Here is a 23,224-nt window from a genome sequence, read left to right as displayed (position 1 = left end):
GAACCCTACCACAAAAAATCGCCATGACCGAATGGATTTCGCGGCTTGTGTTCAAGGGCCGTTGCATGGCTACAATCGGCCTTTGTTATGCCTTCAAAACATGACAAACAGGCTATGCCTGCGGAAGATCAATAGGTGGGAGCTGGCTTGCCTGCGATGGCGGTGTATCGGCCACCAACAGGCGCGCTGACCCACCCTCATCGCAGGCAAGCCAGCTCCCACACCGACCGTATTTCACATTCGATTGTGTCGGCCAGAAGAACTTCTTATAAAAACGAGGACAATGCATGGAGCAAGAAGCCTGGCAGATACTGATCGTCGAGGACGACGAGCGACTCGCCGAGTTGACCCGTGAGTACCTGGAAAGCAACGGCCTGCGTGTGTCGGTGGAAAGCGATGGTGCCAAGGCCACGGCGCGCATCATCGCCGAACAGCCCGACCTGGTGATCCTCGACCTGATGCTGCCCGGCGAAGACGGCCTGAGCATCTGCCGCAAGGTGCGCGAGCGTTATGACGGCGTGATCCTGATGCTCACCGCGCGCACCGACGACATGGACCAGGTGCAGGGCTTGGACATGGGCGCCGATGACTATGTGTGCAAGCCCGTGCGCCCGCGTTTGTTGCTGGCACGTATCCAGGCGCTGCTGCGCCGCAGCGAACCGGTGTTGCCCGTTGCAGTGGAAAACCAGCGCCGCCTCCAGTTTGGTCCGTTGGTGGTGGACAATGCCTTGCGCGAAGCCTGGTTGCATGAGGGCAGCATCGAACTGACCAGCGCTGAATTCGACCTGTTGTGGCTGCTGGTTGCAAACGCCGGACGCATTCTGTCCCGCGAAGAAATCTTCATCGCTCTGCGCGGTATTGGTTATGACGGCCAGGATCGCTCCATTGATGTGCGTATCTCGCGCATTCGGCCAAAGATCGGCGACGATCCGATCCACCCACGCCTGATCAAGACCATTCGCAGCAAAGGCTACCTGTTCGTCCCCGAAGCTGCTGCCGATATGCCGCTGTGAACTCGATCTTCCTGCGCATCTACGGCGGCATGTGCGCGGCGCTGATCCTGGTGGCGTTGCTCGGCGCCCTGGCACTGCACCTGCTTAATGACGTGCGCAGCGGCCAGTACCGTGAGCGCCTGGCCCACGGCACTTTTGCGTTGATGGGCGATAACCTGCAGCCCATGAGCGCCATTGAACGACAGCGCGCCTTGGCGGTGTGGGAGCGTTTGCTCGGTATTCCGCTGGAACTGCGCACGTTCACCGATGCGCAATTGGACCTTGGCCAGCGCAACCGCCTGCAACGCGGCCAGGTCCTGGTGGAACAGACCGGGCCTCATGCGGCGCGGGTGCTGCGGTTGGTCAGCGAGCAAGAGCAATTGGTGCTTACCGGCGAAGTGCAGCAGATCAGCGAGCAATTGGCCCGCGCAACCATTTACCTGCTGGCCGACGAACTGGTGCGCTTCCCGGTGGCCGAACAGCCCCAGCGCCTGGCCGACATCAAGCACGCCAAGGGTTTTGGTTTTGAAATGCACTTGACGGCCCTTGACCAGGCCGACATGGACGAGGACCAGCGTCGTCGCGTGGCGGAGGGCGATACGGTGATGGCGCTGGGCAAGGGCGGCGATTCGATTCGCGTGTTTGCCGGCATGGTCGGCACCCCGTGGGTACTGGAGATCGGCCCGCTGTACCAGATGAATCCGTACCCGGCGCAATGGCTGATCCTGATCACCTTGATCGGCCTGACTTTGATCGGCTTGATCGTCTATTTGCTGGTGCGTCAACTTGAGCGCCGGCTCAAAGGCCTGGAGGCGGCGGCTACGCGTATCGCCAAGGGCAACCTGGAAGTGCGCGTACCCGCTCGCGGTGCAGACTCGGTCGGGCGGCTGGCGGCAGCTTTCAATGGCATGGCCGAGCACCTGCAGCAATTGCTGGCGATTCAGCGTGAGCTGGTGCGGGCGGTCTCCCACGAGCTGCGCACTCCGGTCGCGCGCCTGCGTTTTGGCCTGGAGATGATCGGTGACGCCGCCACGCCCGAGGCGCGGCGCAAGTACCTGGAGGGTATGGATGGCGATATCCAGGACCTTGATGGCCTGGTGGACGAGATGCTCACTTATGCCCGCTTGGAACAGGGTGCGCCGGAACTGAATTTCCAGCGCGTGGACCTTGATGCATTGCTCGACCAGGTGATTGGCGAATTATCGCCATTGCGCCCCCAGGTCACCGTCACCCGGGGTATTTGCCTGTCATCGGCGCATTGGGATGACGCCTGGGTCGACGCTGAACCGCGCTACCTGCACCGCGCCCTGCAAAACCTGGTGAGCAATGCCATGCGCCACGCCAAAGGCCAAGTGTTGATCAGTTATCAGGTGGGGCAGGTACGCTGCCGCATCGATGTGGAAGACGACGGCCCCGGCGTGCCGGAAAGCGCCTGGGAGCGGATCTTCACGCCGTTCCTGCGCCTGGATGACAGCCGTACCCGCGCCTCTGGCGGGCATGGCCTGGGTTTGTCGATCGTGCGGCGGATTATCTATTGGCACGGCGGGCGGGCGTTGATCAGCAAGAGCAACAACCTGGGCGGGGCGTGCTTCAGCCTGAGCTGGCCCAGGGATCAGGATAAGCCCTGACACCGCTGTCGCAGGCAAGCCAGTTCCCACAGGCGAATGCATTCCCAATGTGGGAGCCGGGCGTGCCCGCGATGGTGGTCTACCAGGCGCTGATAGCCACCAGGCTCAACAACTGCTCCCCTTGCACCACAAACTGCCCTTCCAGCTCTTTGCCATGGCCCCACTCTTGCGAAAGATCGGTCAGCAACCGCAACCGCACCCTCCCAGCCGCTGACCACTCCAGCACCTCGGCATGCTCGAAATAAAAGCGCTTGTGCACGATCGGATAGAGCGCCTTGAACAGGCTTTCCTTGACCGAAAACGTCAGCGTCACCAGCAAGGCGAGTTGCTCACGGGGCAGGGTGGCCATGCGCTGTAATTCATCGGCCGTCAGGATTTCCCCGGCCAGGCGTTCGGCCCGCTCCAGTGACAGCAGATGCTCCAGGTCCATGCCCAGCCCGCGCCATTGCGCCTTGTGCCCGACAATCGCCGCAGCGTGCCCGGTGCTGTGGGTGATGGAGCCACTGATATGCCCTGGCCAGACCGGGGCGCGGTCTTCGCCGATGGCCGGGACGCAGCGCAGATGATCGAGTCGTTGCAGCGCTTCGCGCGCGCACAGGCGCCCGGCGAGAAATTCCGCCTGGCGCTTGGCGACCGAGCGCTGGATGCTAGCCGGCGGTGGCACATCGCAGCGCTGGAAATCGCCCGGGCTCAATAAAGCCGGGTCGAATCGCGTGCTCAAAAACACCGTGCCCGGCAAAGAAACCGGCAACGGCCAATGATCATCAAGTGGGGTGCAGCAAGCGGGTAGGGGCGTCATGCGCGGTATTTTGCCGAGTTGGCGGGCCAGTGGATAGCCCGGTGCGGTTCAGCTGCGGTTCAGAGCCTGTTCAGGGGGAGTTCAGGGGCGCCTGCGTAGTCTGGACCCCACAGCCCAAACGCGTATGAGGTAACCACCATGACTGCGATCAAAAAGCTGATGTTGGCCTTGACCATGCTTGGCGCCACTGCCGGCGTGCAGGCGTCCGATGGCGCCTTTGCGGCCTTTGGCAGCGAGAAAACCAAGAAATCCAGCAACCTGATCCATCGTGTCAGCTTCGAAGACGCTGGCACTCAGGCTGCGCCGTGGGGCCAGGCCCTGGGCGCTACCCCTGCGCAACCCGACTATCGCAGCGGCTACGCGCACCTGACCGGCCACTACAATGGCATAAAACTGCGCCCCCAAGAGCTGCAGGGCCGCTATGATATCCCCCTGTCGGCTAGTTGAATTGCAGTGGAGAACCTTATGAAATTGCTGGTGGTGGAAGATGAGGCGCTGCTGCGTCATCACCTGTTTACCCGCCTGACCGACAGCGGGCATGTGGTCGAAGCCGTGGCCAATGCCGAAGAAGCCCTGTACCAGACCGGCCAATTCAACCATGACCTGGCGATCATCGACCTTGGCCTGCCCGGCATGGGCGGCCTGGACCTGATTCGCCAGTTGCGCACCCAGACCAAGACCTTCCCGATCCTGATCCTCACCGCTCGCGGCAACTGGCAGGACAAGGTTGAAGGCTTGGCGGCCGGGGCCGACGACTACGTGGTCAAGCCGTTCCAGTTCGAAGAGCTGGAGGCGCGCATGAACGCCTTGCTGCGTCGCTCCAGCGGTTTTACCCAGTCGACTATCGTTGCCGGGCCGCTGCTGCTAGACCTCAACCGCAAGCAAGCCTCCCTGGACGAGCAACCCCTGGCGCTGACCGCCTACGAGTATCGGATCCTCGAATACTTGATGCGTCATCATCAGCAAGTGGTCGCCAAAGACCGTTTGATGGAGCAACTGTACCCGGATGACGACGAGCGCGATCCAAACGTGATCGAAGTGCTGGTCGGCCGCCTGCGCCGCAAGCTGGAAGGCCCGGCCGGGTTCAAGCCAATCGATACCGTGCGTGGCCTGGGCTACCTGTTCAATGAGCGCTGCCGTTGATTCGTTCGCTACGTGTGCGCCTGATGCTGGCGGCCGCCACCCTGGCCGTGCTGTTTATGCTCGGCTTGTTGCCGGCCATGCAAGGCGCGTTCAGCCTGGCGCTGCAGGATTCCATCGAACAGCGCCTGGCGTCGGATGTGACCACCCTGATTTCCGCGGCGCGGGTCGACAATAACCGCCTGCTGATGCCGGCGCAGTTGCCCGATGAGCGTTTCAACCTCACCGACAGTCGGCTGTTGGGCTATATCTACGACCGTGAAGGCCATCTGGTATGGCGCTCGCGGGCGACCCAGGAAGAAAACATCAACTACAAACCGCGCTACGACGGGCGCGGCAACGAGTTTGCGCGCATTCGCGAGGCCAATGGCCAGGAATTTTTCGTGTATGACGTCGAGGTCCGGCTGCTGGGAGGCAAGAGCGCGGCGTTCAGCATTGTCGCCCTGCAGCCGGTACGCGAATACCAACTGACCCTCGAAGGCCTGCGCGAGAACCTCTACCTCGGGTTCGGCGCGGCCTTGCTGGTGTTGTTGACGCTGTTGTGGCTGGGCCTGACCTGGGGCCTGCAAGCCCTGCGACGCCTGAGCCATGAACTCGACCAGATCGAAGGTGGCACCCGCGAAAGCCTCAGCGAAGAACACCCCCGCGAACTGCTGCGCCTGACCGGCTCCCTGAACCGCTTGCTGCACAGCGAGCGCGAACAGCGTGCGCGCTACCGCGACTCCCTCGATGACTTGGCTCACAGCCTGAAAACGCCACTGGCGGTGTTGCAGGGCGTGAGCGAAGACATGGCCCAGCGCCCCGAAGAACGTAGCCAGGCGTGGGTGCTGCAATCGCAGATCGAACGCATGAGCCAGCAGATCGGTTACCAGTTGCAGCGTGCCAGCCTGCGTAAAAGTGGCCTGGTGCGCCACCAGGTCCGCCTGGAACCGGTGGTGCAAAGCCTGTGCGATACATTGGAAAAGGTTTATCGCGACAAGCGGGTCACCGTGACCTTTGATTTGCCGCAGGCCTGCGAGGTACCCATCGAAAAGGGCGCGTTGCTCGAAATGCTCGGCAACCTGCTGGAAAACGCCTACCGCCTGTGCCTCAAGCAAGTGCGTATCAGCCTGGTGGAAAACCTCGATGGCATTGAGCTGTGTATCGAAGACGACGGCCCCGGTGTACCACCGGACCAGCGTGCACGGATCCTGCAGCGCGGCGAACGGCTCGACCGTCAGCACCCGGGGCAGGGGATCGGGCTGGCGGTGGTCAAAGACATCATCGAAAGCTATCACGCGCGGTTGACGTTGGGGGATTCAGCGCTGGGTGGGGCGGCGTTCAGGATTCACTTTCCTGCCTTGTGATCTGCACTGGCCTCATCGCAGGCAAGCCAGCTCCCACAGTTGATCGGGTTTACAAATTTTGATGTGTGAATACATTCAAGTGTGGGAGCTGGCTTGCCTGCGATGAGGCCCTCCCAGCCAATACACCTCTAACTCTCCTGCGCTCTGTAGGCCCCCGGCGTCAGCCCCGTCCACTTCTTGAACGCCCGATGAAACGCCGACGGTTCGGAAAACCCCAACTGCTCGGCGATCTCCTGCAAAGACAAATCCGCCCGCCCCAGGTGGTAAATGGCGATATCCCGGCGTAGCTCATCCTTCAATGCCTGAAAACTCGTGCCTTCTTCGCGCAGGTGGCGGCGCAGGGTCTGTGGGCTGATGTGCAGGTGCTGGGCAACGGCTTCCAGGTCTGGCCAGGGCGTGCGGTCGCGGCTCAGCAAGCGACGCAACTGGCTGCTCAGGCTGTCGCCTTCATCCGGCCGCGACAGCAAGTCGGCAGGCGAGCGCTGCAAGAAGTGCTTGAGGGTGCGTTCGTCCTGCAACAGCGGCAGGCTCAGGTAGCGGCTGGGAAACACCAGGCTGCTGGTCGGCGCGCCGAACACCTGGGGGCAGGGGAACAGCAGGTCGTATTCACCGGCATGGGCCGGCATCGGGTACCTGAAGGTGGCCTGCTGCAGCCGGATACGCTGGCCGATCAACCAACTGCCCAGGCGATGCCAGATCACCAGCAGGCATTCACTGAGGAAGTGGTCCGGGTCCCATAGCTGTGAGTCGTCCAGGCTCAGGCGCGCCATGTCGCCTTCTTTGGTCAGTTGCCAGCGTGGGCCTTGGGGGAACAGGCTATAAAACAATAAGCCGCGCTCCAGCGCCTTCTCCAGCGTGCGGCAATGAATCAACGCATGGCACATCATGGCGAAAGTGCCACGTTTGCTGGGCCCTTCTGCAAACCCCAGGTATTCGTCATCCAACCCCAGCCAGAGCATTTGCAGCAAGCGCGTAAATTGCTCTGGAGCGATGCGGGCGCGGGGTTCGGTCAGCAGTTCCGGGGTGATGCCCACCTGCTGCAACACCCCCGAGTAGTCAAAACCGGCCCGGCGCGCACCGCCGAGAGCCGCTCGGGCGTAATGGCTGGCGATGGTACGTTCACGCATGCAAGGGCCTCATCCATGGAGGGGCGGATGGTAGCCATCACCCGGCGGGGCGACAAGGCGGATATCCGCCAAATTGTAGGACGAGACAGGATGAGTGGGCGGAAATCCGCCACCCTGTTGCATTCTCCGGAGTCGCCCGTGAACCCCAAGCCCTGATGTCTAAAGGCCTTCAGCGCGTTTAAGCAAAGTGGCACGCTGTTTGCGATAAGGATTACAGCGCAGGCTTGCTCCTACAGGCTTCGCAAACAACAAATCCCTCCAGTGCAGGAGGGTTCGCAATTCAAGTGCCGTGGGCAATGGCGGATATTTGCCACACGGGACGATTGAGGAACTTTGCAATGACGACTCGTCAGCCAATCTACAAATCCCTGTATTTCCAGGTGATCGTTGCAATCGTTATCGGTATCTTGCTCGGCCACTTCTACCCACAGACCGGCGTGGCCCTCAAGCCACTGGGTGACGGCTTTATCAAGCTGATCAAAATGGTCATCGCCCCGATCATTTTCTGTACCGTGGTCAGCGGCATCGCCGGCATGCAAAGCATGAAGTCGGTGGGCAAGACCGGCGGCTACGCGCTGCTGTACTTCGAAATCGTTTCCACCATCGCCCTGCTGATTGGCCTGGTCGTGGTCAACGTGGTGCAGCCGGGCGCCGGCATGCACATCGACGTCGCGACCCTGGATGCTTCCAAAGTGGCGGCCTACGTCACCGCCGGTAAAGACCAGAGCATCGTCGGCTTTATCCTCAACGTCATCCCGAACACCATCGTCGGCGCCTTCGCCAACGGCGACATCCTGCAAGTGCTGATGTTCTCGGTGATCTTCGGTTTCGCCCTGCACCGCCTGGGTGCCTACGGCAAGCCGGTGCTGGACTTCATCGATCGCTTCGCCCATGTGATGTTCAACATCATCAACATGATCATGAAGCTCGCGCCAATCGGTGCCCTGGGTGCGATGGCATTCACCATCGGCGCCTACGGTGTCGGTTCCCTGGTGCAGTTGGGCCAGTTGATGATCTGCTTCTACATCACCTGCATCCTGTTCGTGGTGCTGGTGCTGGGCGCTATCTGCCGCGCTCACGGTTTCAGCGTGTTGAAGCTGATCCGCTACATCCGTGAAGAACTGCTGATCGTACTGGGCACCTCGTCGTCGGAATCCGCACTGCCGCGTATGCTGATCAAGATGGAACGCCTGGGCGCGAAGAAGTCCGTGGTCGGCCTGGTGATTCCAACCGGTTACTCCTTCAACCTCGACGGTACTTCGATCTACCTGACCATGGCGGCCGTGTTCATCGCTCAGGCGACCGACACCCACATGGACATCACCCACCAGATCACTCTGCTGCTGGTGTTGCTGCTGTCGTCCAAAGGCGCGGCTGGCGTGACCGGTTCGGGCTTTATCGTACTGGCCGCCACCCTGTCGGCTGTCGGCCACTTGCCGGTTGCCGGCCTGGCGCTGATCCTGGGTATCGACCGCTTCATGTCCGAAGCCCGTGCCCTGACCAACCTGGTGGGTAACGCAGTTGCCACCATCGTTGTGGCCAAGTGGGTCAAGGAACTGGACACCGACAAGCTGCAAAGCGAACTGGCGTCTGGAGGTACCGGTATTTCCGAAACCCGCGAGCTCGATGACCTGGGCGTGGCAGAAGGCCCGGCGCCTGTCGTCAAGTAAGTGGCTGCTGGCGTGAACTGACGCCAACGCTATCCGCAAACGCCCCGACTGGTTCGGGGCGTTTGCATTTCTGGCGGGATGCAACGGATATTTTTGGTTTACAGTGAGCGCGACAGTACTTACCGGAGGCCTGATGGACAGTGTGGATCTGAACGTCCTGCGCAGCGTGCTGCAATGGCGCCGCGCCGGGCAGCGCGTGATGTTGTACAGCGTGGTGCAAACCTGGGGCAGCGCGCCGCGCCCGCCAGGCGCAATGCTGGCCCTGCGCGGTGATGGTGTGGTGATTGGCTCGGTGTCGGGCGGTTGCATCGAGGATGACTTGATCGCGCGCCTGCAAGACGGCCGCTTGCCTGCTGACGGCCCGCCCGTGCAGTTGGTGACCTACGGCGTCACTCGCGACGAGGCGGCGCGTTTTGGCCTGCCCTGCGGCGGCACCCTGAGGCTCACCGAGGAGCGAGTGGAGGAGTGGGGTTGGGTCCAAGCGCTGCTGGCGCGTTGTGAAGATCACCAGATTGTCGCTCGCGAGCTGAACCTGGCCACCGGCGAAGTGATCTTGAGCGCCGCCAGCAAGACCGACGTGGTGAGCTTCGACGGCGAACGCTTGCGCGCCATCTATGGCCCGCGCTGGCGCCTGCTGTTGATCGGCGCCGGGCAGCTGTCGCGCTACGTAGCGGAAATGGCGCGCCTGCTGGATTTCGAAGTGCTGATCTGCGACCCCCGCGAAGAGTTCGTCTACGGCTGGGAAGATCAGCATGGCCGCTTTGTGCCGGGCATGCCCGACGAGGCGGTGTTGAATATTCATACCGATGAACGCACGGCTATTGTCTGCCTGACCCACGATCCACGTCTGGATGACATGGCGTTACTGACGGCGCTGAACTCCACGGCGTTCTATATCGGCGCCCTGGGTTCGCGGGTCAATACCCAGAAGCGTCGGGAGAACCTGGCCGCGCTGGGCCTGTCGGCGGAGGCCATTGCGCGCTTGCACGGGCCGATCGGCCTGCACATCGGCAGCCATACGCCGGCGGAAATTGCGCTATCGCTGATGGCGGAAATTGTTGCGATCAAAAACGGGGTGGCACCGATGCAGAAAAAACCGATGGCAGTGGTGGCCGAGTGACGGTGACGGCGATTGTGCTGGCGGCGGGGCAGGGCAGTCGTTTTCGTGCCGAAGCTGGAGCTGATCAAGACAAATTGCTCGCCGCGTGTGTGGGGCTGGATGGTGTTAGCCGGCCGGTCATCGAGCAGGTGTTGCGCAACTTGCCTGAGCGTGTTGTAACGCGCTGGCTAGTGACGTCGCCGGAGCGCGGGGAGGTTATCCGCCTGGCAGAGGCTTATGGCTGTCAGGTTGTACTGCTGGATTCGAGCGGTATGGGCGACAGCATTGCGGCGGCGGTCAAGGCCAGCGGTGCAGCGGATGGGTGGCTGGTGGTGTTGGGGGATATGCCGTTTATTCAGTCATCGAGTATCGAACGGGTGATTGATGCGCTGGAGGAGGGTGCCATCAGCGTCCCCGTACAGGCGGGGGAATATGGACATCCTGTGGCGTTTGACCGTGCGTTTGGCCCAGGTTTGCTGGCTTTGGTCGGCGACCGTGGGGCCAGATCGTTGTTTGCGGATGCCGCCTTGAGGGAGGTGCCTGTACTTGATCCTGGAGTCTTGTGGGATGTAGATACACCCCGGCTATTAGGTTTCAACGCAGGCTGAATGTGGGAGATTCTATGGTTGAGGGGCAACCCTCAACCAACCTTTGGCTGATATTCGCTTTGCCCTTTCAGTAGAGCGAATACCACCCGAGCAAGCTTGCGAGCCAATATTACCAACGCTTGAGTGGTGCTATAGCCTCGTGCCCTCTGTGCTTGATAAAACGCTTTCCATGTCTCTGTTCGGCTAGCCGCCATCGCGGCGTTATGCAGCAGGCGCCGGGCCTCTGAGTCGCCGCGCTTACTTAAACTACGACGACCATCTTTCTGTCCTGACTTGTTGACGCGCAAATCCATACCAAGAAAGGCGATAAACGCGTCTGAATTCCTGAATTCTCCCCGTTGGAAGGTGGCAATCAAGCGCGCGCCAGTCAAAAAGCCGATGCCTTCGACCTTCAAGCAACGCTTCAACTGCCCCAGCAAACCTGCCTCTTTCAGGCAATCACTGATCATCTTTTCAATTAACCCTTCAAGTCTCTGCATCGACTTCACCTGCTCGGCAAACGAGGCCTTAAGCAGTGGTTCATTCGCCCAGCTTTGCGTCAGGCTGACGCGCGCCTGAACCAAGGCTGCGCGCCGACGAAACAGGCTTAGAAGGTGGCGATACAGCGGCGATGGCGGTGTCCAGGGACGCAGTTCGTCTGCCTCCTTTCTCAAATAGCGGGCGAGCAACTGGGCATCCAAAGCATCGGTCTTGGCCCGGATCTTCAAACTTTCGCGGTAATGCTTGAGCTCATAACCTCCAACCATGTAAACCACGCAACCAGCTTCATGGGCTAGATCGGCAAACTCCAAGTGGTAGATGTTGGTGGCTTCAATTGCGATGGCCACTTTGCAGGACAGCGTTTTCAGCCATTTTTTGATAGCAGCTTTGTTGTTTGCGATCGTTTCCAGTAGATCGGCTTCAGCGTGATAAATCACCAGCTCATTCTTAGCGACATCAACGCCTACGATCGGCTTTGAGACAGAAACTGGCATTGCCATGGGGGCTTCCTCCGGGCTATGTTTTTGAGCACTTGAAGGGCTCACCCAGAGGCGCAGGCTTGTTCCTATCGTCGGTCATAGCCAGATGCATTCTTTATCGGCGCTTGGGTGAAAGGAGGAGGGGTGAAATCTCCCACGGTCTGTACTGCGTCAACAGTCAGAATCGGGCTTCGTCCCTTCTCCTCCCTTCAAGTCCTAGCATACAAGCGGGCTTGCTCGCGAATGCAATACATCAGTCGCCCTATTCACTGACTGACACTCCGTATTCGCGAGCAAGCCCGCTCCCACATTTGGGGCGCCACAAGGCTCAAGTTGATCGTCATAAAAAAGCCCCGCCTGATCACTCAGGCGGGGCTTTTTAGTGGCTTATGGAATCAGACGAGGGGTTTAGGCTCGTGCTCTGCTTCCTGGGCCTTGTGCTCTACCGCCTGGGCAGCGGCAGCGGCAGCAGCAGCTTCGGCTTCCTTGCGGCGGCGACGCACTTCACGTGGGTCATTCGGCGCACGGCCGTTTTCGGTGAGGGCGCTTGCAGGCGCAGCTTCAACCACAGGGGCGGCCACTTCGGCAACCACCGGGGCTTCAACTTCAACCACGGCCGCAGGCTCCACAACCGGCGTCGGCTCAACCACTGGGGCTGGCTCGGCGACGACTTCAGCAACCGGTGCCGGTGCTTCTTCTACCACTGGGGCAGGTGTTGGCGCTTCAACCGGTGCAGCCGGTTCGGCAGTCCACTGGAAGGCGGTCTGTTCTTCGCGAACTTCACGCACAGCCGGGGCAGCTTCTTCGACCGCCGGAGCTTCTACAGCCGCTTCGACTACTGGCTGAGGCTCAACCACTGGAGCCGGTTCAACGGCAACCGCTTCAGTTTCTGGCTGTGCGTCGCGAACCGGGGCAACTTCCACTTCCGGAACCACTGGGGCTTCGACAGGGGTTGTGGCTTCAACGACTGGCGCTTCAACAACCGGCGCTTCAACCGCTGGGGTTTCGGCGGCTGGCGCTTCTACGGCAACAGTGTCTTCGACGGCAGCGGTAGCACGTTCGGCTTGCTCGTGAGCCTGGGCTTCAGCAGGGGCGCTGATGACCGAACTGGCAACGGCAGCGGTAACGGCCAAGCCGGCAGCCAGTTCGGCGCCTGTTGGCGCGTTGTTGGCAGCTTCTGCGTTCTCGCCGGTTTCTTCCGAACCTTCGATTACGTTGCCGTTGGCATCACGCTGACGCTCACGACGGTTGCTGCGACGACGCTGGCCGCGGGAGCGGCGGCGTGGACGATCGCCTTCGGCGTTGTCCTGGCCGTCTTCCTGCAACTGCTCTTCGCCGGTCAGTACTTCTTCTTCGGTGGCAGCAGCGGCTTGCTCGGCGCGTGGTTGACGCTCTTCACGTGGCGGGCGCGGTTGGCGCTCTTCGCGTGGTGCGCGTTCTTCACGCGGCTGGCGGGCCGGGCGTTCTTCGCTGCTAACGGCTGCGGCAGCGGCAACGGCAGGTGCCGCGTCCAGAGGCTCGCGCAGTTCACGCACGCGTTCTTCACGCTCGCCACGTGGCTTGCGGTCTTCACGTGGAGCGCGTGGGGTACGTGGGGCGCGCTCTTCACGCGGTGCACGTTCTTCACGGGCGACGGTCGGGGTGTCTTCACGGGCTTCGCGAGGCGCACGCTCTTCACGTGGTGCGCGTTCTTCACGCGGGGCACGTTCTTCGCGAGGCTTGCGCTCTTCGTCACGGCGGCCGTTGCGGTTACGGCTCTGCTGGCGACCGTTGCGACGTTCTTCGTTGCGCGCCGGGCGCTCGGTGGCAGGTTTTTCAACCACAACCGGGGCAGCAGGCTCTTCCTTGGTGGCGAACAGGCTGACCAGCGACTTCACCAGGCCCTTGAACAGGCTTGGCTCAGGCAGGGCGGCCGGCGCGGCAACCGGGGCGGCAGCTTCGGTCGGTACCGGTGCGTTGGCACGGGCCGGTGCAGTCTTCACCGCGGCTTCCTGGCGAACCAGGGTGCGGGTCGCAGCGGCTGGCTGGACTTCTTCGACTTCGGCGGCAGCCGCGGCGATTTCATAGCTGGACTGCCCGCTATGGGCTTCCGGGCTGTCGTCACGCAGGCGCTGGACTTCGAAGTGCGGCGTTTCGAGGTGATCGTTCGGCAGGATGACGATACGGGCACGGGTGCGCAGTTCGATCTTGGTGATCGAGTTGCGTTTTTCATTGAGCAGGAAGGCGGCAACCGGAATCGGCACTTGGGCGCGAACTTCGGCGGTACGGTCTTTCAGGGCTTCTTCTTCGATCAGGCGCAGGATCGCCAGGGACAGCGATTCAACGTCACGGATGATGCCGGTGCCGTTGCAACGCGGGCAGACGATGCCGCTGCTCTCGCCCAGGGATGGACGCAGGCGCTGACGGGACATTTCCAGCAGGCCGAAGCGCGAGATGCGGCCGACTTGCACGCGAGCGCGGTCAGCTTCCAGGCACTCGCGGACTTTCTCTTCCACGGCGCGCTGGTTCTTGGCAGGGGTCATGTCGATGAAGTCGATCACGATCAGGCCGCCGATGTCACGCAGGCGCAGCTGGCGGGCGATTTCTTCAGCCGCTTCCAGGTTGGTCTGCAGGGCGGTTTCTTCGATGTCGCTGCCTTTGGTCGCACGTGCCGAGTTGATGTCGATGGACACCAGGGCTTCGGTCGGGTCGATCACGATGGAGCCGCCGGAAGGCAGTTCGACCACGCGCTGGAAGGCGGTCTCGATCTGGCTTTCGATCTGGAAACGGTTGAACAGCGGCACGCTGTCTTCGTACAGCTTGATCTTGCTGGCGTACTGCGGCATCACCTGGCGGATGAAGGTCAGGGCTTCGTCCTGGGCTTCAACGCTGTCGATCAGCACTTCGCCGATGTCCTGGCGCAGGTAGTCGCGGATGGCGCGGATGATCACGTTGCTTTCCTGGTAGATCAGGAACGGCGCGGAACGATCCAGGGACGCTTCTTTGATAGCGGTCCACAGTTGCAGCAGGTAGTCGAGGTCCCACTGCATTTCTTCGCTGCTGCGGCCAAGGCCGGCAGTGCGCACGATCAGGCCCATGTCGGCCGGTGCGATCAGGCCGTTCAGCGCTTCACGCAGTTCGTTGCGCTCTTCGCCTTCGATGCGACGGGAAATACCGCCGGCACGTGGGTTGTTCGGCATCAGCACCAGGTAACGACCGGCGAGGCTGATGAAGGTGGTCAGGGCCGCGCCCTTGTTGCCACGTTCTTCTTTTTCGACCTGGACGATGACTTCCTGGCCTTCGCTCAGGACGTCCTTGATGTTCACGCGGCCTTCAGGGGCTTTCTTGAAGTATTCGCGGGAGATTTCTTTGAGGGGCAGGAAGCCGTGGCGCTCGGAGCCGAAATCGACAAAGGCAGCCTCAAGGCTTGGTTCGATGCGAGTGATACGGCCTTTATAGATGTTGGCCTTTTTCTGCTCGCGTGCACCGGATTCGATGTCCAGGTCGTAGAGGCGTTGGCCATCTACCAGTGCAACACGCAACTCTTCGGGTTGAGTTGCGTTAATCAGCATTCTTTTCATGTTGTACCGTCGGTTTCCGGGCTGCCGGAAACGGCGTTCGGCACACACGACTTCTCACGGTCGGTGTCAGGTGCGTCAAGAGTGGTTGGCCACTCCAGTGTCCAGCAAAATCGGCCAATTGGGCCGGTATCGCGACGGACGCGTCCTGCTCGTTAGCGGTGGTGACAAAGGCACCACTTCAACAAAAGCTAAGGTCAGGAGGAGGAATCAACCGGCGACTGTGGACGAGATGAAGCGTCTAAAACAAGCCTAGTGCTACACAGTCCGACGGTTGTGCATCTCCACCCTACACGTATCCCTGATAATTCGGGTGCTGCCGCGCGCAGAATCCGCAGCGGGTTGGCATTTACCGTGTTCTCCAATGGGGAGTCCACGCTCATGGCTAAACAAGACTAGGTGTGGGCGGTTGCGCTCTCACTCAGCTCTTAACAGGCGTTGTTTCCGAAGCATTCGCCATGGTCTGGCTCAAAACTGACTGCACTTTGTGAACTGGCCGTAAATATCGGCGCAAAAGGCGAGTGTTCACTCTGCTTTCTGCACTCGCTTCAGGCCTCATGTCACCTGCGCTTGTTACAATCTTGAGCCTTCCTGGGTGGCGAAAGCCCCGTAGGACGGCCTCGCGTCCTGATGAATTGCGATGGTCAGGGCCGGCAGTTTGCCGCATGTCCTCTGTCCAGGCCGCTTTTGGCGGCGTTCGCGACTATAGCAGTAATGATTAAGTGCTTCAATTCCATAAAAAATTGTTATCATCGCCGCCATGACGACTACCACCCCCCCGACCCCCAGCGTCCAGCTGCTTGAGGTCTCGCCGGAATATGCCGGCCAACGCATCGACAATTTTCTCCTGGCCAGGCTCAAAGGCGTGCCCAAGACCTTGATTTACCGCATCTTGCGTAAAGGCGAAGTGCGCGTGAACAAGGGGCGCATCAAGCCTGAGTACAAGCTGCAGGCGGGCGATATCGTCCGTGTGCCGCCGGTGCGCGTGCCTGAGCGCGACGAGCCGGTGCCGCTGGCCCAAGGCTTGTTGCAGCGCCTGGAAGCGTCGATCGTGTTCGAAGACAACAAGCTGATCGTGATCAACAAGCCCTGTGGCATTGCGGTTCACGGCGGCAGTGGCTTGAACTTCGGCGTGATCGAAGCCTTTCGTCAGTTGCGCCCCGATTGCAAGGAGCTGGAGTTGGTTCATCGCCTGGACCGCGACACGTCTGGCCTGTTGATGATCGCCAAGAAACGCAGCATGTTGCGCCACTTGCACACCGCCCTGCGTGGCGATGGCGTGGATAAGCGCTACATGGCGCTGGTGCGCGGCAACTGGGCCAGCTCGATCAAAAGCGTGCGTGCGCCGTTGCAGAAGAGCAACCTGCGCTCCGGCGAGCGCATGGTCGAAGTGGACGAGGAGGGCAAAGAGGCCCTGACCCTGTTCAAGGTGCTGCGTCGCTTCGGTGACTTCGCCACCATGGTCGAGGCCAAGCCGGTCACTGGTCGCACTCACCAGATTCGTGTGCACACCCTGCATGCGGGCCACTGCATTGCGGGTGACACCAAGTACGGCGACGAGGATTTCTCCAAGGAAATTCGCGATCTGGGCGGCAAGCGCCTGTTCCTGCACGCCTACATGCTCACCGTGCCGCTGCCCGATGGTGGCGAGCTGAAGTTGCAGGCGCCGGTCGATGAGATGTGGGCCAAGACCGTGGAGCGTTTGAGTGTCGCACCTTGACTACAAGCTGCTGATCTTCGATTGGGACGGGACGCTGGCCAATTCCATTGGCCGCATCGTCGAGTCCATGCACATGGCGTCGACCCGCTCGGGCTTTGAATTGTGCACGGACCTGGCGGTGAAGGGCATTATCGGCCTGGGTTTGCCTGAAGCCATTCGCACCCTGTACCCCGACATCAGCGACGCCGAGTTGGTAGCGTTTCGCGAGCACTACGCCGACCACTATATTGCGCTGGAAGCTACGCCTTCGCCGCTGTTTGAAGGCGTGGTGCAATCGCTGGAAGCGTTTCGTGCCCAGGGTTATCACCTGGCGGTCGCCACCGGCAAGGCTCGTCGCGGCCTGGACCGTGTACTCAAGGCTCATGGCTGGGAGGATTACTTTGATATCACCCGCGCTGCGGATGAAACCGCCAGCAAGCCTCATCCCTTGATGCTGGAGCAGATCCTTGCGCACTGTGGCGTAACGCCACGCGAGGCATTGATGGTGGGTGATGCGTCTTTCGACCTGATGATGGCACGCAATGCGGGCATGGACAGCGTCGCTGTCAGCTATGGCGCCCAGTCTGCCGAGGCGTTGCAGCAATACGAGCCGAGGCTGACGATTGATCATTTTTCTGAACTGCAGGCCTGGCTCAGCCGGGCCCTGTAAGTCTTTGCTGGGGTTAATGGCATGAGTGACGAGTGGAAGGCGCCTGAAAAGGCACAGAGCAGTGATGATAAAAGCTGGAAGCTTTTGGAGAAGACCCTCCTGGCCAGCGTCCAGGAGCAGCGACGTTCGCGGCGCTGGGGGATTTTCTTCAAGCTGCTGACCTTTGTATACCTGCTTGGGATGCTGGCGCTGTTCAGTCCGCTGATGGACATGGAAAAGAGCGCCGCCCGTGGCAGTCATTACACTGCCTTGATCGAGGTGCGCGGCGTGATTGCCGACAAGGAGCCCGCCAGTGCCGACAATATCGTCACCAGCCTGCGCGCGGCGTTTGAGGACCCCAAGGTCAAAGGCGTGGTCCTGCGCATCAATAGCCCAGGCGGTAGCCCGGTGCAGTCGGGTTATGTGTATGACGAAATTCGTCGTCTGCGCACCTTGCATCCGGATACCAAGCTCTATGCCGTGATCTCCGACCTGGGTGCCTCGGGCGCCTATTACATTGCCAGCGCCGCAGACCAGATCTATGCCGACAAGGCCAGCCTGGTGGGCTCTATTGGTGTCACAGCGGCCGGTTACGGTTTTGTGGGTGCCATGGAGAAGCTGGGGGTGGAGCGTCGCACCTACACCTCGGGCGAGCATAAGTCGTTCCTCGATCCTTTCCAGCCGCAGAAGGCGGATGAAACCGCGTTCTGGCAAGGCGTGCTCGACACTACCCATCGTCAGTTCATTGCCAGCGTCAAGCAGGGGCGTGGGGATCGTTTGAAAGATAAAGAGCATCCGGAACTGTTCTCCGGCCTGGTCTGGTCGGGCGAGCAGGCATTGCCGCTGGGCCTGATTGACGGCTTGGGCAGTGCCAGCTCGGTGGCACGGGATGTGATTGGCGAGAAGGAGTTGGTGGATTTTACGGTCGAGGAATCGCCGTTTGATCGCTTCTCCAAGAAACTCGGTGCCAGTGTGGCGGAGAAATTGGCGCTGTACATGGGCTTCCAGGGGCCGTCCCTGCGCTGAAATTCCAAGCTAGGTGTAGATCAACTGTGGGAGCGGGCTTGCCCGCGATAGCGATGGATCAGTCGATATAAGTGTCGCCTGGTATATCGCTATCGCAGGCAAGCCAGTTCCCACATTGCTTTACGAAGGTTTCAAGGGATCTGTACGCCTTCGGTCAGCAGCATGTCCACCAGTCGAATCAGTGGCAGCCCAACCAGGCTGGTCGCATCCGGTCCCTCGGTGCTCCGGAACAAGCTCACACCGAGCCCTTCTGCTTTGAAGCTGCCCGCACAATCATAAGGCTGCTCGATCCGCAGATAGCGCTCGATACGTTCTGCATCCAGTTCGCGCATGTGTACGGTAAACGTCACGCAGTCGACCTGGCAGTGCCCGGTTTCGCTGTTGAGCAGTGCCAGGCCCGTGAGGAAGCTCACACGCTTGCCGCTGGCAGCCAGCAGTTGCTCGCGAGCATTTTCGAAGGTGTGCGGCTTGCCGATGATCCGGCCTTCCAGTGCGGCGACCTGATCCGAGCCAATGATTAAATGGCCGGGATGGCTGGCGGCGAGGGCGCGGGCCTTTTGTTCGGCCAGGCGCTTGACCAGTTCGATGGCGGGTTCATCCGGGCGGTGGCTTTCGTCGATATCCGGCGAGCTGCAGGTGAACGGCAGGTGCAGGCGACTCAGTAATTCCCGGCGATAAAGCGAGCTGGACGCGAGTAATAAAGGCAGCATATACGTCTCCTCAAGGCAGTCGCCGATTCTATCGACGTGACCGGCTGACGCACAGGGCTGAATTTCCTTTGACATGGCCGGGTGCATCCCTATAATGCTGCGCCTATGTTGAATGACCCGATTCCACCTCACGTTGACCCGCGCAAATTGGCTGATCGTGGCACCACCCTTCAAGGTGAAGTGCTGCTGGCCGATTTGGAGAGACTCTGCGACCCGCTTTCCGACACTGTCGGTACGGTGCAGGCGAAATTCGTTTTTGAACGAGATGAACGTAAATCTGTGGTAATCCACAGCGTTATCGACACCGAAGTCAAAATGGTTTGCCAGCGTTGTCTTGAGCTGGTCACCCTGCCGATCCACAGCGAATGCAGTTATGCTGTGGTGAAAGAGGGTGCGAATACCCAGTCGTTGCCGAAAGGTTATGACGTGCTGGAACTGGGCGAAGATCCATTGGATCTGCATGCACTGATCGAGGAGGAGCTTTTGCTCGCCTTGCCCATTGTGCCTGCTCATCATCCGGAAGAATGCCAGCAGCCGGAGGGTCTCGATGACGAGGCCGAGCCGAGCGAGGACGAGGTAACGCGGTCCAACCCGTTCAGTGTATTGGCGCAGTTAAAGCGTGACCCAAACGTTTAGGAGTTAATCAATTATGGCTGTTCAGCAGAACAAAAAATCCCGCTCCGCCCGTGACATGCGCCGTTCGCACGACGCTCTCGAGGCTAGCACCCTGTCCGTGGAAAAGACCACTGGTGAAGTTCACCTGCGTCACCACGTATCGCCAGAAGGCGTATACCGTGGCCGTAAAGTGATCGACAAGGGCGCTGACGAGTAATCACTTGTCTGCTCAAGTCATCGCGATTGACGCAATGGGCGGGGACTTCGGTCCCCGCAGCATTGTTCAGGCCTGCATTGCCAGCCTGTCTGCCACGCCCTCGCTGCACCTGACCCTCGTCGGTCAACCCTCCCTACTTGAAGAACTGATTGCCAGCCATCCGGCGGTGGATCGCGCGCGCCTGACGATTACGCCAGCCAGCGAAACCATCAGCATGGATGAAAAGCCGGCGGTTGCCCTGCGTGGCAAGCCCGATTCTTCAATGCGGGTGGCCCTTGAGCTATTGCGTGATGGCAAGGTGCAAGCCTGTGTCAGTGCCGGCAACACGGGCGCGTTGATGGCCTTGTCGCGGCACGTGCTCAAAACCCTGCCGGGTATTGATCGGCCGGCGATGGTGGCGGCGATCCCGACGCAGAAGGGCTATTGCCAGTTGCTGGACCTGGGCGCCAATGTCGATTGCAGTGCCGAGCACCTGTTGCAATTTGCCGTAATGGGCTCGGTGGCCGCCGAGGCGCTGGGCGTGCCCCGACCCCGGGTTGCCCTGCTGAATATCGGCACTGAGGACATCAAGGGCAACCAGCAAGTCAAGCTTGCCGCTACCTTGCTACAAAGCGCGCGGGGTTTGAACTACATCGGCTTTGTTGAAGGTGATGGTTTGTACCGTGGCGAAGCTGACGTGGTGGTGTGCGACGGCTTTGTCGGCAATATTCTGCTCAAGTCCAGCGAAGGCCTGGCGACCATGATCGCCACGCGTATCGAAGCTTTGTTCAAGCGCAACCTGGCGTCACGTATGGTGGGGGCCTTGGCGCTGCCCCTGATGCGACGCTTGCAGGCCGACCTGGCGCCCGCACGGCACAACGGTGCAAGCTTTCTTGGTTTGCAGGGCATAGTGGTGAAAAGCCACGGTTCGGCCGGGGTGCTGGGCTTTCAAAGTGCAATTGCACGGGCCTTGATCGAGATTCAAGAGAACCTGCCGCAACGCTTGCACGGCCGTCTCGAGGATCTGTTGCCTTAGGCGAATTGGCCCGGGAGTGCTTAAATGTGACCGGCCAGTTCAATTGACCATCCAATCTGTCAGTTTCGTTCGCTCCCACCGTAGGCGCGAGCATTTTTGACGACCAGATCATTAGGGGCTTGTTACATGTCTACATCCCTCGCATTCGTCTTTCCAGGGCAGGGTTCGCAGTCCCTCGGCATGTTGGCCGAGCTGGGCGCGCAATACCCGCTGATCCTGGACACCTTCAAGGAAGCTTCTGACGCCCTGGGTTACGACCTGTGGGCACTGACCCAGCAAGGGCCGGAAGCGCTGCTCAACCAAACCGATAAAACCCAGCCGGCCATCCTGACCGCCTCGATCGCCCTGTGGCGCTTGTGGTTGGCAGAAGGCGGCGCGCGCCCTGCATTCGTCGCGGGTCACAGCCTGGGCGAATACAGCGCCCTGGTGGCCGCGGGCAGCCTGACCTTGGCTGAAGCGGTCAAGCTGGTCGAGCGTCGTGGTCAACTGATGCAAGAAGCCGTTCCGGCCGGGCAGGGCGGCATGGCCGCTATCCTGGGCCTGGACGACGCGGTGGTGATCGAGGCCTGCGCCGAAGCGGCGCAAGGCGAAGTGGTCAGCGCGGTGAACTTCAACTCCCCAGGCCAGGTGGTGATCGCCGGCGCCAAGGCAGCTGTCGAGCGTGCCATCGAGGGTTGCAAGGCCCGTGGCGCCAAGCGTGCCCTGCCATTGCCGGTGAGCGTACCGTCCCATTGTGAGCTGATGCGCCCGGCGGCAGAGCGGTTTGCCGAGTCTATCGCTGCCATCAACTGGCAAGCGCCGCAGATCCCGCTGGTGCAGAACGTCAGTGCGGCCGTGGCCGCCGACCTCGACACCCTCAAGCGCGACCTGCTGGAGCAACTGTACAAGCCAGTGCGCTGGGTTGAATCGGTCCAGACCCTGGCCGCCAACGGTGCCACCGAGCTGGTCGAGTGCGGCCCGGGCAAAGTCCTGGCCGGCTTGAACAAGCGCTGCGCCGACGGTGTGTCGACCGCCAACCTCAATACCCCAGAAGCCTTCGCTGCCGCTCGCGCGGCACTGGCCTGAATCCCGTACTTAGGAGAAGCCTGCATGAGTCTGCAAGGTAAAGTTGCACTGGTTACCGGCGCAAGCCGTGGCATTGGCCAAGCGATCGCCCTGGAGCTGGGCCGTCAGGGCGCCGTTGTGATTGGCACCGCCACCTCTGCCTCGGGCGCCGAGCGTATCGCCGCGACCTTGAAGGAAAACGGCGTGCAGGGCACCGGCCTGGAACTGAATGTAACCAGCGATGAGTCCGTAGCTGCCGTATTGGCCGAGATCACTGCACAGTTCGGCGCGCCGGCAATTCTGGTGAACAACGCCGGGATCACGCGTGACAACCTGATGATGCGCATGAAAGACGACGAGTGGTACGACGTGGTCGATACCAACCTGAACAGTCTGTTTCGCCTGTCCAAGGGCGTTTTGCGCGGCATGACCAAGGCGCGTTGGGGGCGAATTATCAATATTGGCTCCGTAGTGGGTGCCATGGGCAACGCAGGCCAAGTAAACTACGCTTCCGCCAAGGCCGGTCTGGAAGGTTTCAGCCGTGCACTGGCACGTGAAGTCGGTTCGCGGTCGATTACGGTCAACTCGGTGGCCCCAGGGTTCATCGACACCGATATGACCCGCGAATTGCCGGAAGCACAGCGTGAAGCGTTGCTGACGCAGATTCCGCTGGGCCGTCTGGGCCAGGCTCAAGAGATTGCGAATGTGGTCACTTTCCTGGCATCCGACGGTGCGGCATACGTGACTGGGGCTACAATCCCGGTTAACGGCGGGATGTACATGAGTTAAATTGTGACGGATCGCTTCAAAAAAATGTCATACGAGCTGTCTAAAATCCGTTATAAAGCTGCAACTTAATTTATAGGCAGGTGGCCGACCGGGTACAGGGTGAAGCTTTCAGTTGAAAAGCTGAAATGGCTTTCTATACACTTACCCACTGGCCAGCTGCCTGAATTTGTCCATTAGGAGTTAAACAAGGTATGAGCACCATCGAAGAGCGCGTCAAGAAAATCGTCGCCGAGCAACTGGGCGTTAAGGAAGAAGAAGTGGTCAACACTGCTTCCTTCGTAGAAGACCTGGGTGCCGATTCCCTTGACACCGTTGAGCTGGTGATGGCTCTGGAAGAGGAATTCGAGACCGAAATCCCGGACGAAGAAGCTGAAAAAATCACTACTGTTCAAGCTGCCATCGACTACGTTACTAGCCACCAGGCGTAATAGTTTGTAGTCGTCGCTTGCTGTCAGGGAAAAACCGCACTGCTGTAACGGCGTGCGGTTTTTTCTTTAGCGGCGATGAAAAAGTGTCGTCATTAGAAAAAGGAGAG

General features: G+C 60.5%; 22 protein-coding genes. 17 read left to right on the top strand and 5 right to left on the bottom strand.

What is annotated here, in order from left to right; all coding sequences use genetic code 11:
• Positions 1–287 precede the first annotated feature (287 nt).
• Both RHM69_RS13325 and RHM69_RS13320 read left to right on the top strand, forming a co-directional pair.
• Positions 288–1,013 carry a response regulator gene (locus RHM69_RS13325; RefSeq protein ID WP_060766977.1) on the top strand — a complete coding sequence of 242 codons (726 nt, stop codon included), beginning with the start codon at positions 288–290 and terminating at the stop codon, positions 1,011–1,013.
• On the top strand, positions 1,010–2,620 hold the full coding sequence (locus RHM69_RS13320) for an ATP-binding protein (RefSeq protein WP_020301728.1): 1,611 nt from the start codon (positions 1,010–1,012) through the stop codon (positions 2,618–2,620). Before RHM69_RS13325 ends, RHM69_RS13320 begins: the two co-directional genes overlap by 4 nt.
• 79 nt (positions 2,621–2,699) lie before the next feature.
• Here RHM69_RS13320 and RHM69_RS13315 read toward each other — a convergent pair whose 3' ends face one another.
• A complete protein-coding gene (locus RHM69_RS13315) occupies positions 2,700–3,419 on the bottom strand; it encodes a 4'-phosphopantetheinyl transferase family protein (protein ID WP_032872446.1) in 720 nt (239 codons plus the stop codon).
• A gap of 138 nt (positions 3,420–3,557) precedes the next feature.
• On the opposite strand from RHM69_RS13315, the gene RHM69_RS13310 reads away from it, so the two are divergent.
• From RHM69_RS13310 to RHM69_RS13300, 3 genes are read left to right on the top strand one after another with little or no spacing between them, the layout of a single operon-like run.
• Positions 3,558–3,866 carry a hypothetical protein gene (locus RHM69_RS13310; protein WP_003193560.1) on the top strand — a complete coding sequence of 103 codons (309 nt, stop codon included), beginning with the start codon at positions 3,558–3,560 and terminating at the stop codon, positions 3,864–3,866.
• Between the two features lie 18 nt (positions 3,867–3,884).
• A complete protein-coding gene (locus RHM69_RS13305) occupies positions 3,885–4,562 on the top strand; it encodes a response regulator (RefSeq protein WP_003193559.1) in 678 nt (225 codons plus the stop codon).
• Positions 4,559–5,905, top strand: a complete 1,347-nt coding sequence (locus RHM69_RS13300) for an ATP-binding protein (RefSeq protein ID WP_019817208.1) — start codon at positions 4,559–4,561, stop codon at positions 5,903–5,905. Before RHM69_RS13305 ends, RHM69_RS13300 begins: the two co-directional genes overlap by 4 nt.
• Before the next feature lie 128 nt (positions 5,906–6,033).
• Here the strand turns inward: RHM69_RS13300 and RHM69_RS13295 are convergent, their stop codons facing one another.
• Positions 6,034–7,032 carry an AraC family transcriptional regulator gene (locus RHM69_RS13295; protein ID WP_200601153.1) on the bottom strand — a complete coding sequence of 333 codons (999 nt, stop codon included), beginning with the start codon at positions 7,030–7,032 and terminating at the stop codon, positions 6,034–6,036.
• Positions 7,033–7,370: 338 nt separating this feature from the next.
• Here RHM69_RS13295 and RHM69_RS13290 point away from each other — a divergent pair, with 338 nt between their 5' ends.
• The 3 genes from RHM69_RS13290 to RHM69_RS13280 all read left to right on the top strand — a co-directional run bounded on the left by RHM69_RS13290 (position 7,371) and on the right by RHM69_RS13280 (position 10,409).
• A complete protein-coding gene (locus tag RHM69_RS13290; RefSeq protein ID WP_003189258.1) occupies positions 7,371–8,702 on the top strand; it encodes a dicarboxylate/amino acid:cation symporter in 1,332 nt (443 codons plus the stop codon).
• Positions 8,703–8,835: 133 nt separating this feature from the next.
• Positions 8,836–9,822, top strand: coding sequence for an XdhC family protein (locus tag RHM69_RS13285; RefSeq protein WP_014719571.1), 987 nt, complete (start codon positions 8,836–8,838; stop codon positions 9,820–9,822).
• Entirely contained in the window at positions 9,819–10,409 is a 591-nt protein-coding gene (locus tag RHM69_RS13280; protein WP_200601152.1) for a nucleotidyltransferase family protein, read from the top strand. The genes RHM69_RS13285 and RHM69_RS13280 overlap by 4 nt, the downstream gene beginning before the upstream one ends.
• Positions 10,410–10,441: 32 nt before the next feature.
• Here the strand turns inward: RHM69_RS13280 and RHM69_RS13275 are convergent, their stop codons facing one another.
• Positions 10,442–11,383, bottom strand: a complete 942-nt coding sequence (locus tag RHM69_RS13275; protein WP_397388902.1) for an IS110 family transposase — start codon at positions 11,381–11,383, stop codon at positions 10,442–10,444.
• Positions 11,384–11,763: 380 nt separating this feature from the next.
• Positions 11,764–14,919 (bottom strand): ribonuclease E, encoded by a 3,156-nt coding sequence (gene rne, locus RHM69_RS13270; RefSeq protein WP_200601044.1) that lies wholly within the window; start codon positions 14,917–14,919, stop codon positions 11,764–11,766.
• A gap of 766 nt (positions 14,920–15,685) precedes the next feature.
• Between rne and rluC the strand changes: the two genes are divergently transcribed.
• The 3 genes from rluC to RHM69_RS13255 are packed head-to-tail and all read left to right on the top strand — an operon-like array spanning position 15,686 to position 18,299.
• Positions 15,686–16,645 carry a 23S rRNA pseudouridine(955/2504/2580) synthase RluC gene (gene rluC / locus RHM69_RS13265; RefSeq protein WP_014719568.1) on the top strand — a complete coding sequence of 320 codons (960 nt, stop codon included), beginning with the start codon at positions 15,686–15,688 and terminating at the stop codon, positions 16,643–16,645.
• Positions 16,632–17,294 carry an HAD-IA family hydrolase gene (locus RHM69_RS13260; protein WP_014719567.1) on the top strand — a complete coding sequence of 221 codons (663 nt, stop codon included), beginning with the start codon at positions 16,632–16,634 and terminating at the stop codon, positions 17,292–17,294. The genes rluC and RHM69_RS13260 overlap by 14 nt, the downstream gene beginning before the upstream one ends.
• A 21-nt stretch (positions 17,295–17,315) precedes the next feature.
• On the top strand, positions 17,316–18,299 hold the full coding sequence (locus tag RHM69_RS13255; RefSeq protein WP_014719566.1) for a S49 family peptidase: 984 nt from the start codon (positions 17,316–17,318) through the stop codon (positions 18,297–18,299).
• A gap of 131 nt (positions 18,300–18,430) precedes the next feature.
• On the opposite strand, the gene RHM69_RS13250 is transcribed toward RHM69_RS13255, so the two are convergent.
• The gene (locus tag RHM69_RS13250; RefSeq protein WP_200601043.1) at positions 18,431–19,009 is read right to left on the bottom strand and encodes a Maf family protein; all 579 of its coding nucleotides are present in this window, start codon (positions 19,007–19,009) and stop codon (positions 18,431–18,433) included.
• A 105-nt stretch (positions 19,010–19,114) separates the two neighbouring features.
• Here RHM69_RS13250 and RHM69_RS13245 point away from each other — a divergent pair, with 105 nt between their 5' ends.
• The 6 genes from RHM69_RS13245 (at position 19,115) to acpP (ending at position 23,117) form a co-directional block, all read left to right on the top strand.
• Entirely contained in the window at positions 19,115–19,645 is a 531-nt protein-coding gene (locus RHM69_RS13245) for a YceD family protein (protein ID WP_003175611.1), read from the top strand.
• 13 nt (positions 19,646–19,658) lie between these two features.
• Positions 19,659–19,841 carry a 50S ribosomal protein L32 gene (gene rpmF, locus RHM69_RS13240; RefSeq protein WP_003179396.1) on the top strand — a complete coding sequence of 61 codons (183 nt, stop codon included), beginning with the start codon at positions 19,659–19,661 and terminating at the stop codon, positions 19,839–19,841.
• A gap of 4 nt (positions 19,842–19,845) precedes the next feature.
• A complete protein-coding gene (plsX, locus tag RHM69_RS13235) occupies positions 19,846–20,856 on the top strand; it encodes a phosphate acyltransferase PlsX (RefSeq protein WP_200601041.1) in 1,011 nt (336 codons plus the stop codon).
• A 126-nt stretch (positions 20,857–20,982) separates the two neighbouring features.
• Positions 20,983–21,921: an ACP S-malonyltransferase gene (fabD, locus tag RHM69_RS13230; protein WP_014719563.1), complete on the top strand. Its 939-nt coding sequence runs from the start codon at positions 20,983–20,985 to the stop codon at positions 21,919–21,921.
• 24 nt (positions 21,922–21,945) lie between these two features.
• Positions 21,946–22,689 carry a 3-oxoacyl-ACP reductase FabG gene (gene fabG / locus RHM69_RS13225; protein ID WP_005790544.1) on the top strand — a complete coding sequence of 248 codons (744 nt, stop codon included), beginning with the start codon at positions 21,946–21,948 and terminating at the stop codon, positions 22,687–22,689.
• Between the two features lie 191 nt (positions 22,690–22,880).
• Positions 22,881–23,117 carry an acyl carrier protein gene (gene acpP, locus RHM69_RS13220; protein ID WP_003175607.1) on the top strand — a complete coding sequence of 79 codons (237 nt, stop codon included), beginning with the start codon at positions 22,881–22,883 and terminating at the stop codon, positions 23,115–23,117.
• The last annotated feature ends 107 nt before the right edge of the window (positions 23,118–23,224 follow it).

It is taken from the genome of Pseudomonas sp. CCI1.1 (assembly GCF_034348165.1).
Taxonomy (GTDB): domain Bacteria; phylum Pseudomonadota; class Gammaproteobacteria; order Pseudomonadales; family Pseudomonadaceae; genus Aquipseudomonas; species Aquipseudomonas paracarnis.
The sequence above is the reverse complement of the archived record's forward strand: the minus strand, read 5'-3'. Positions and strand labels throughout refer to the sequence as shown.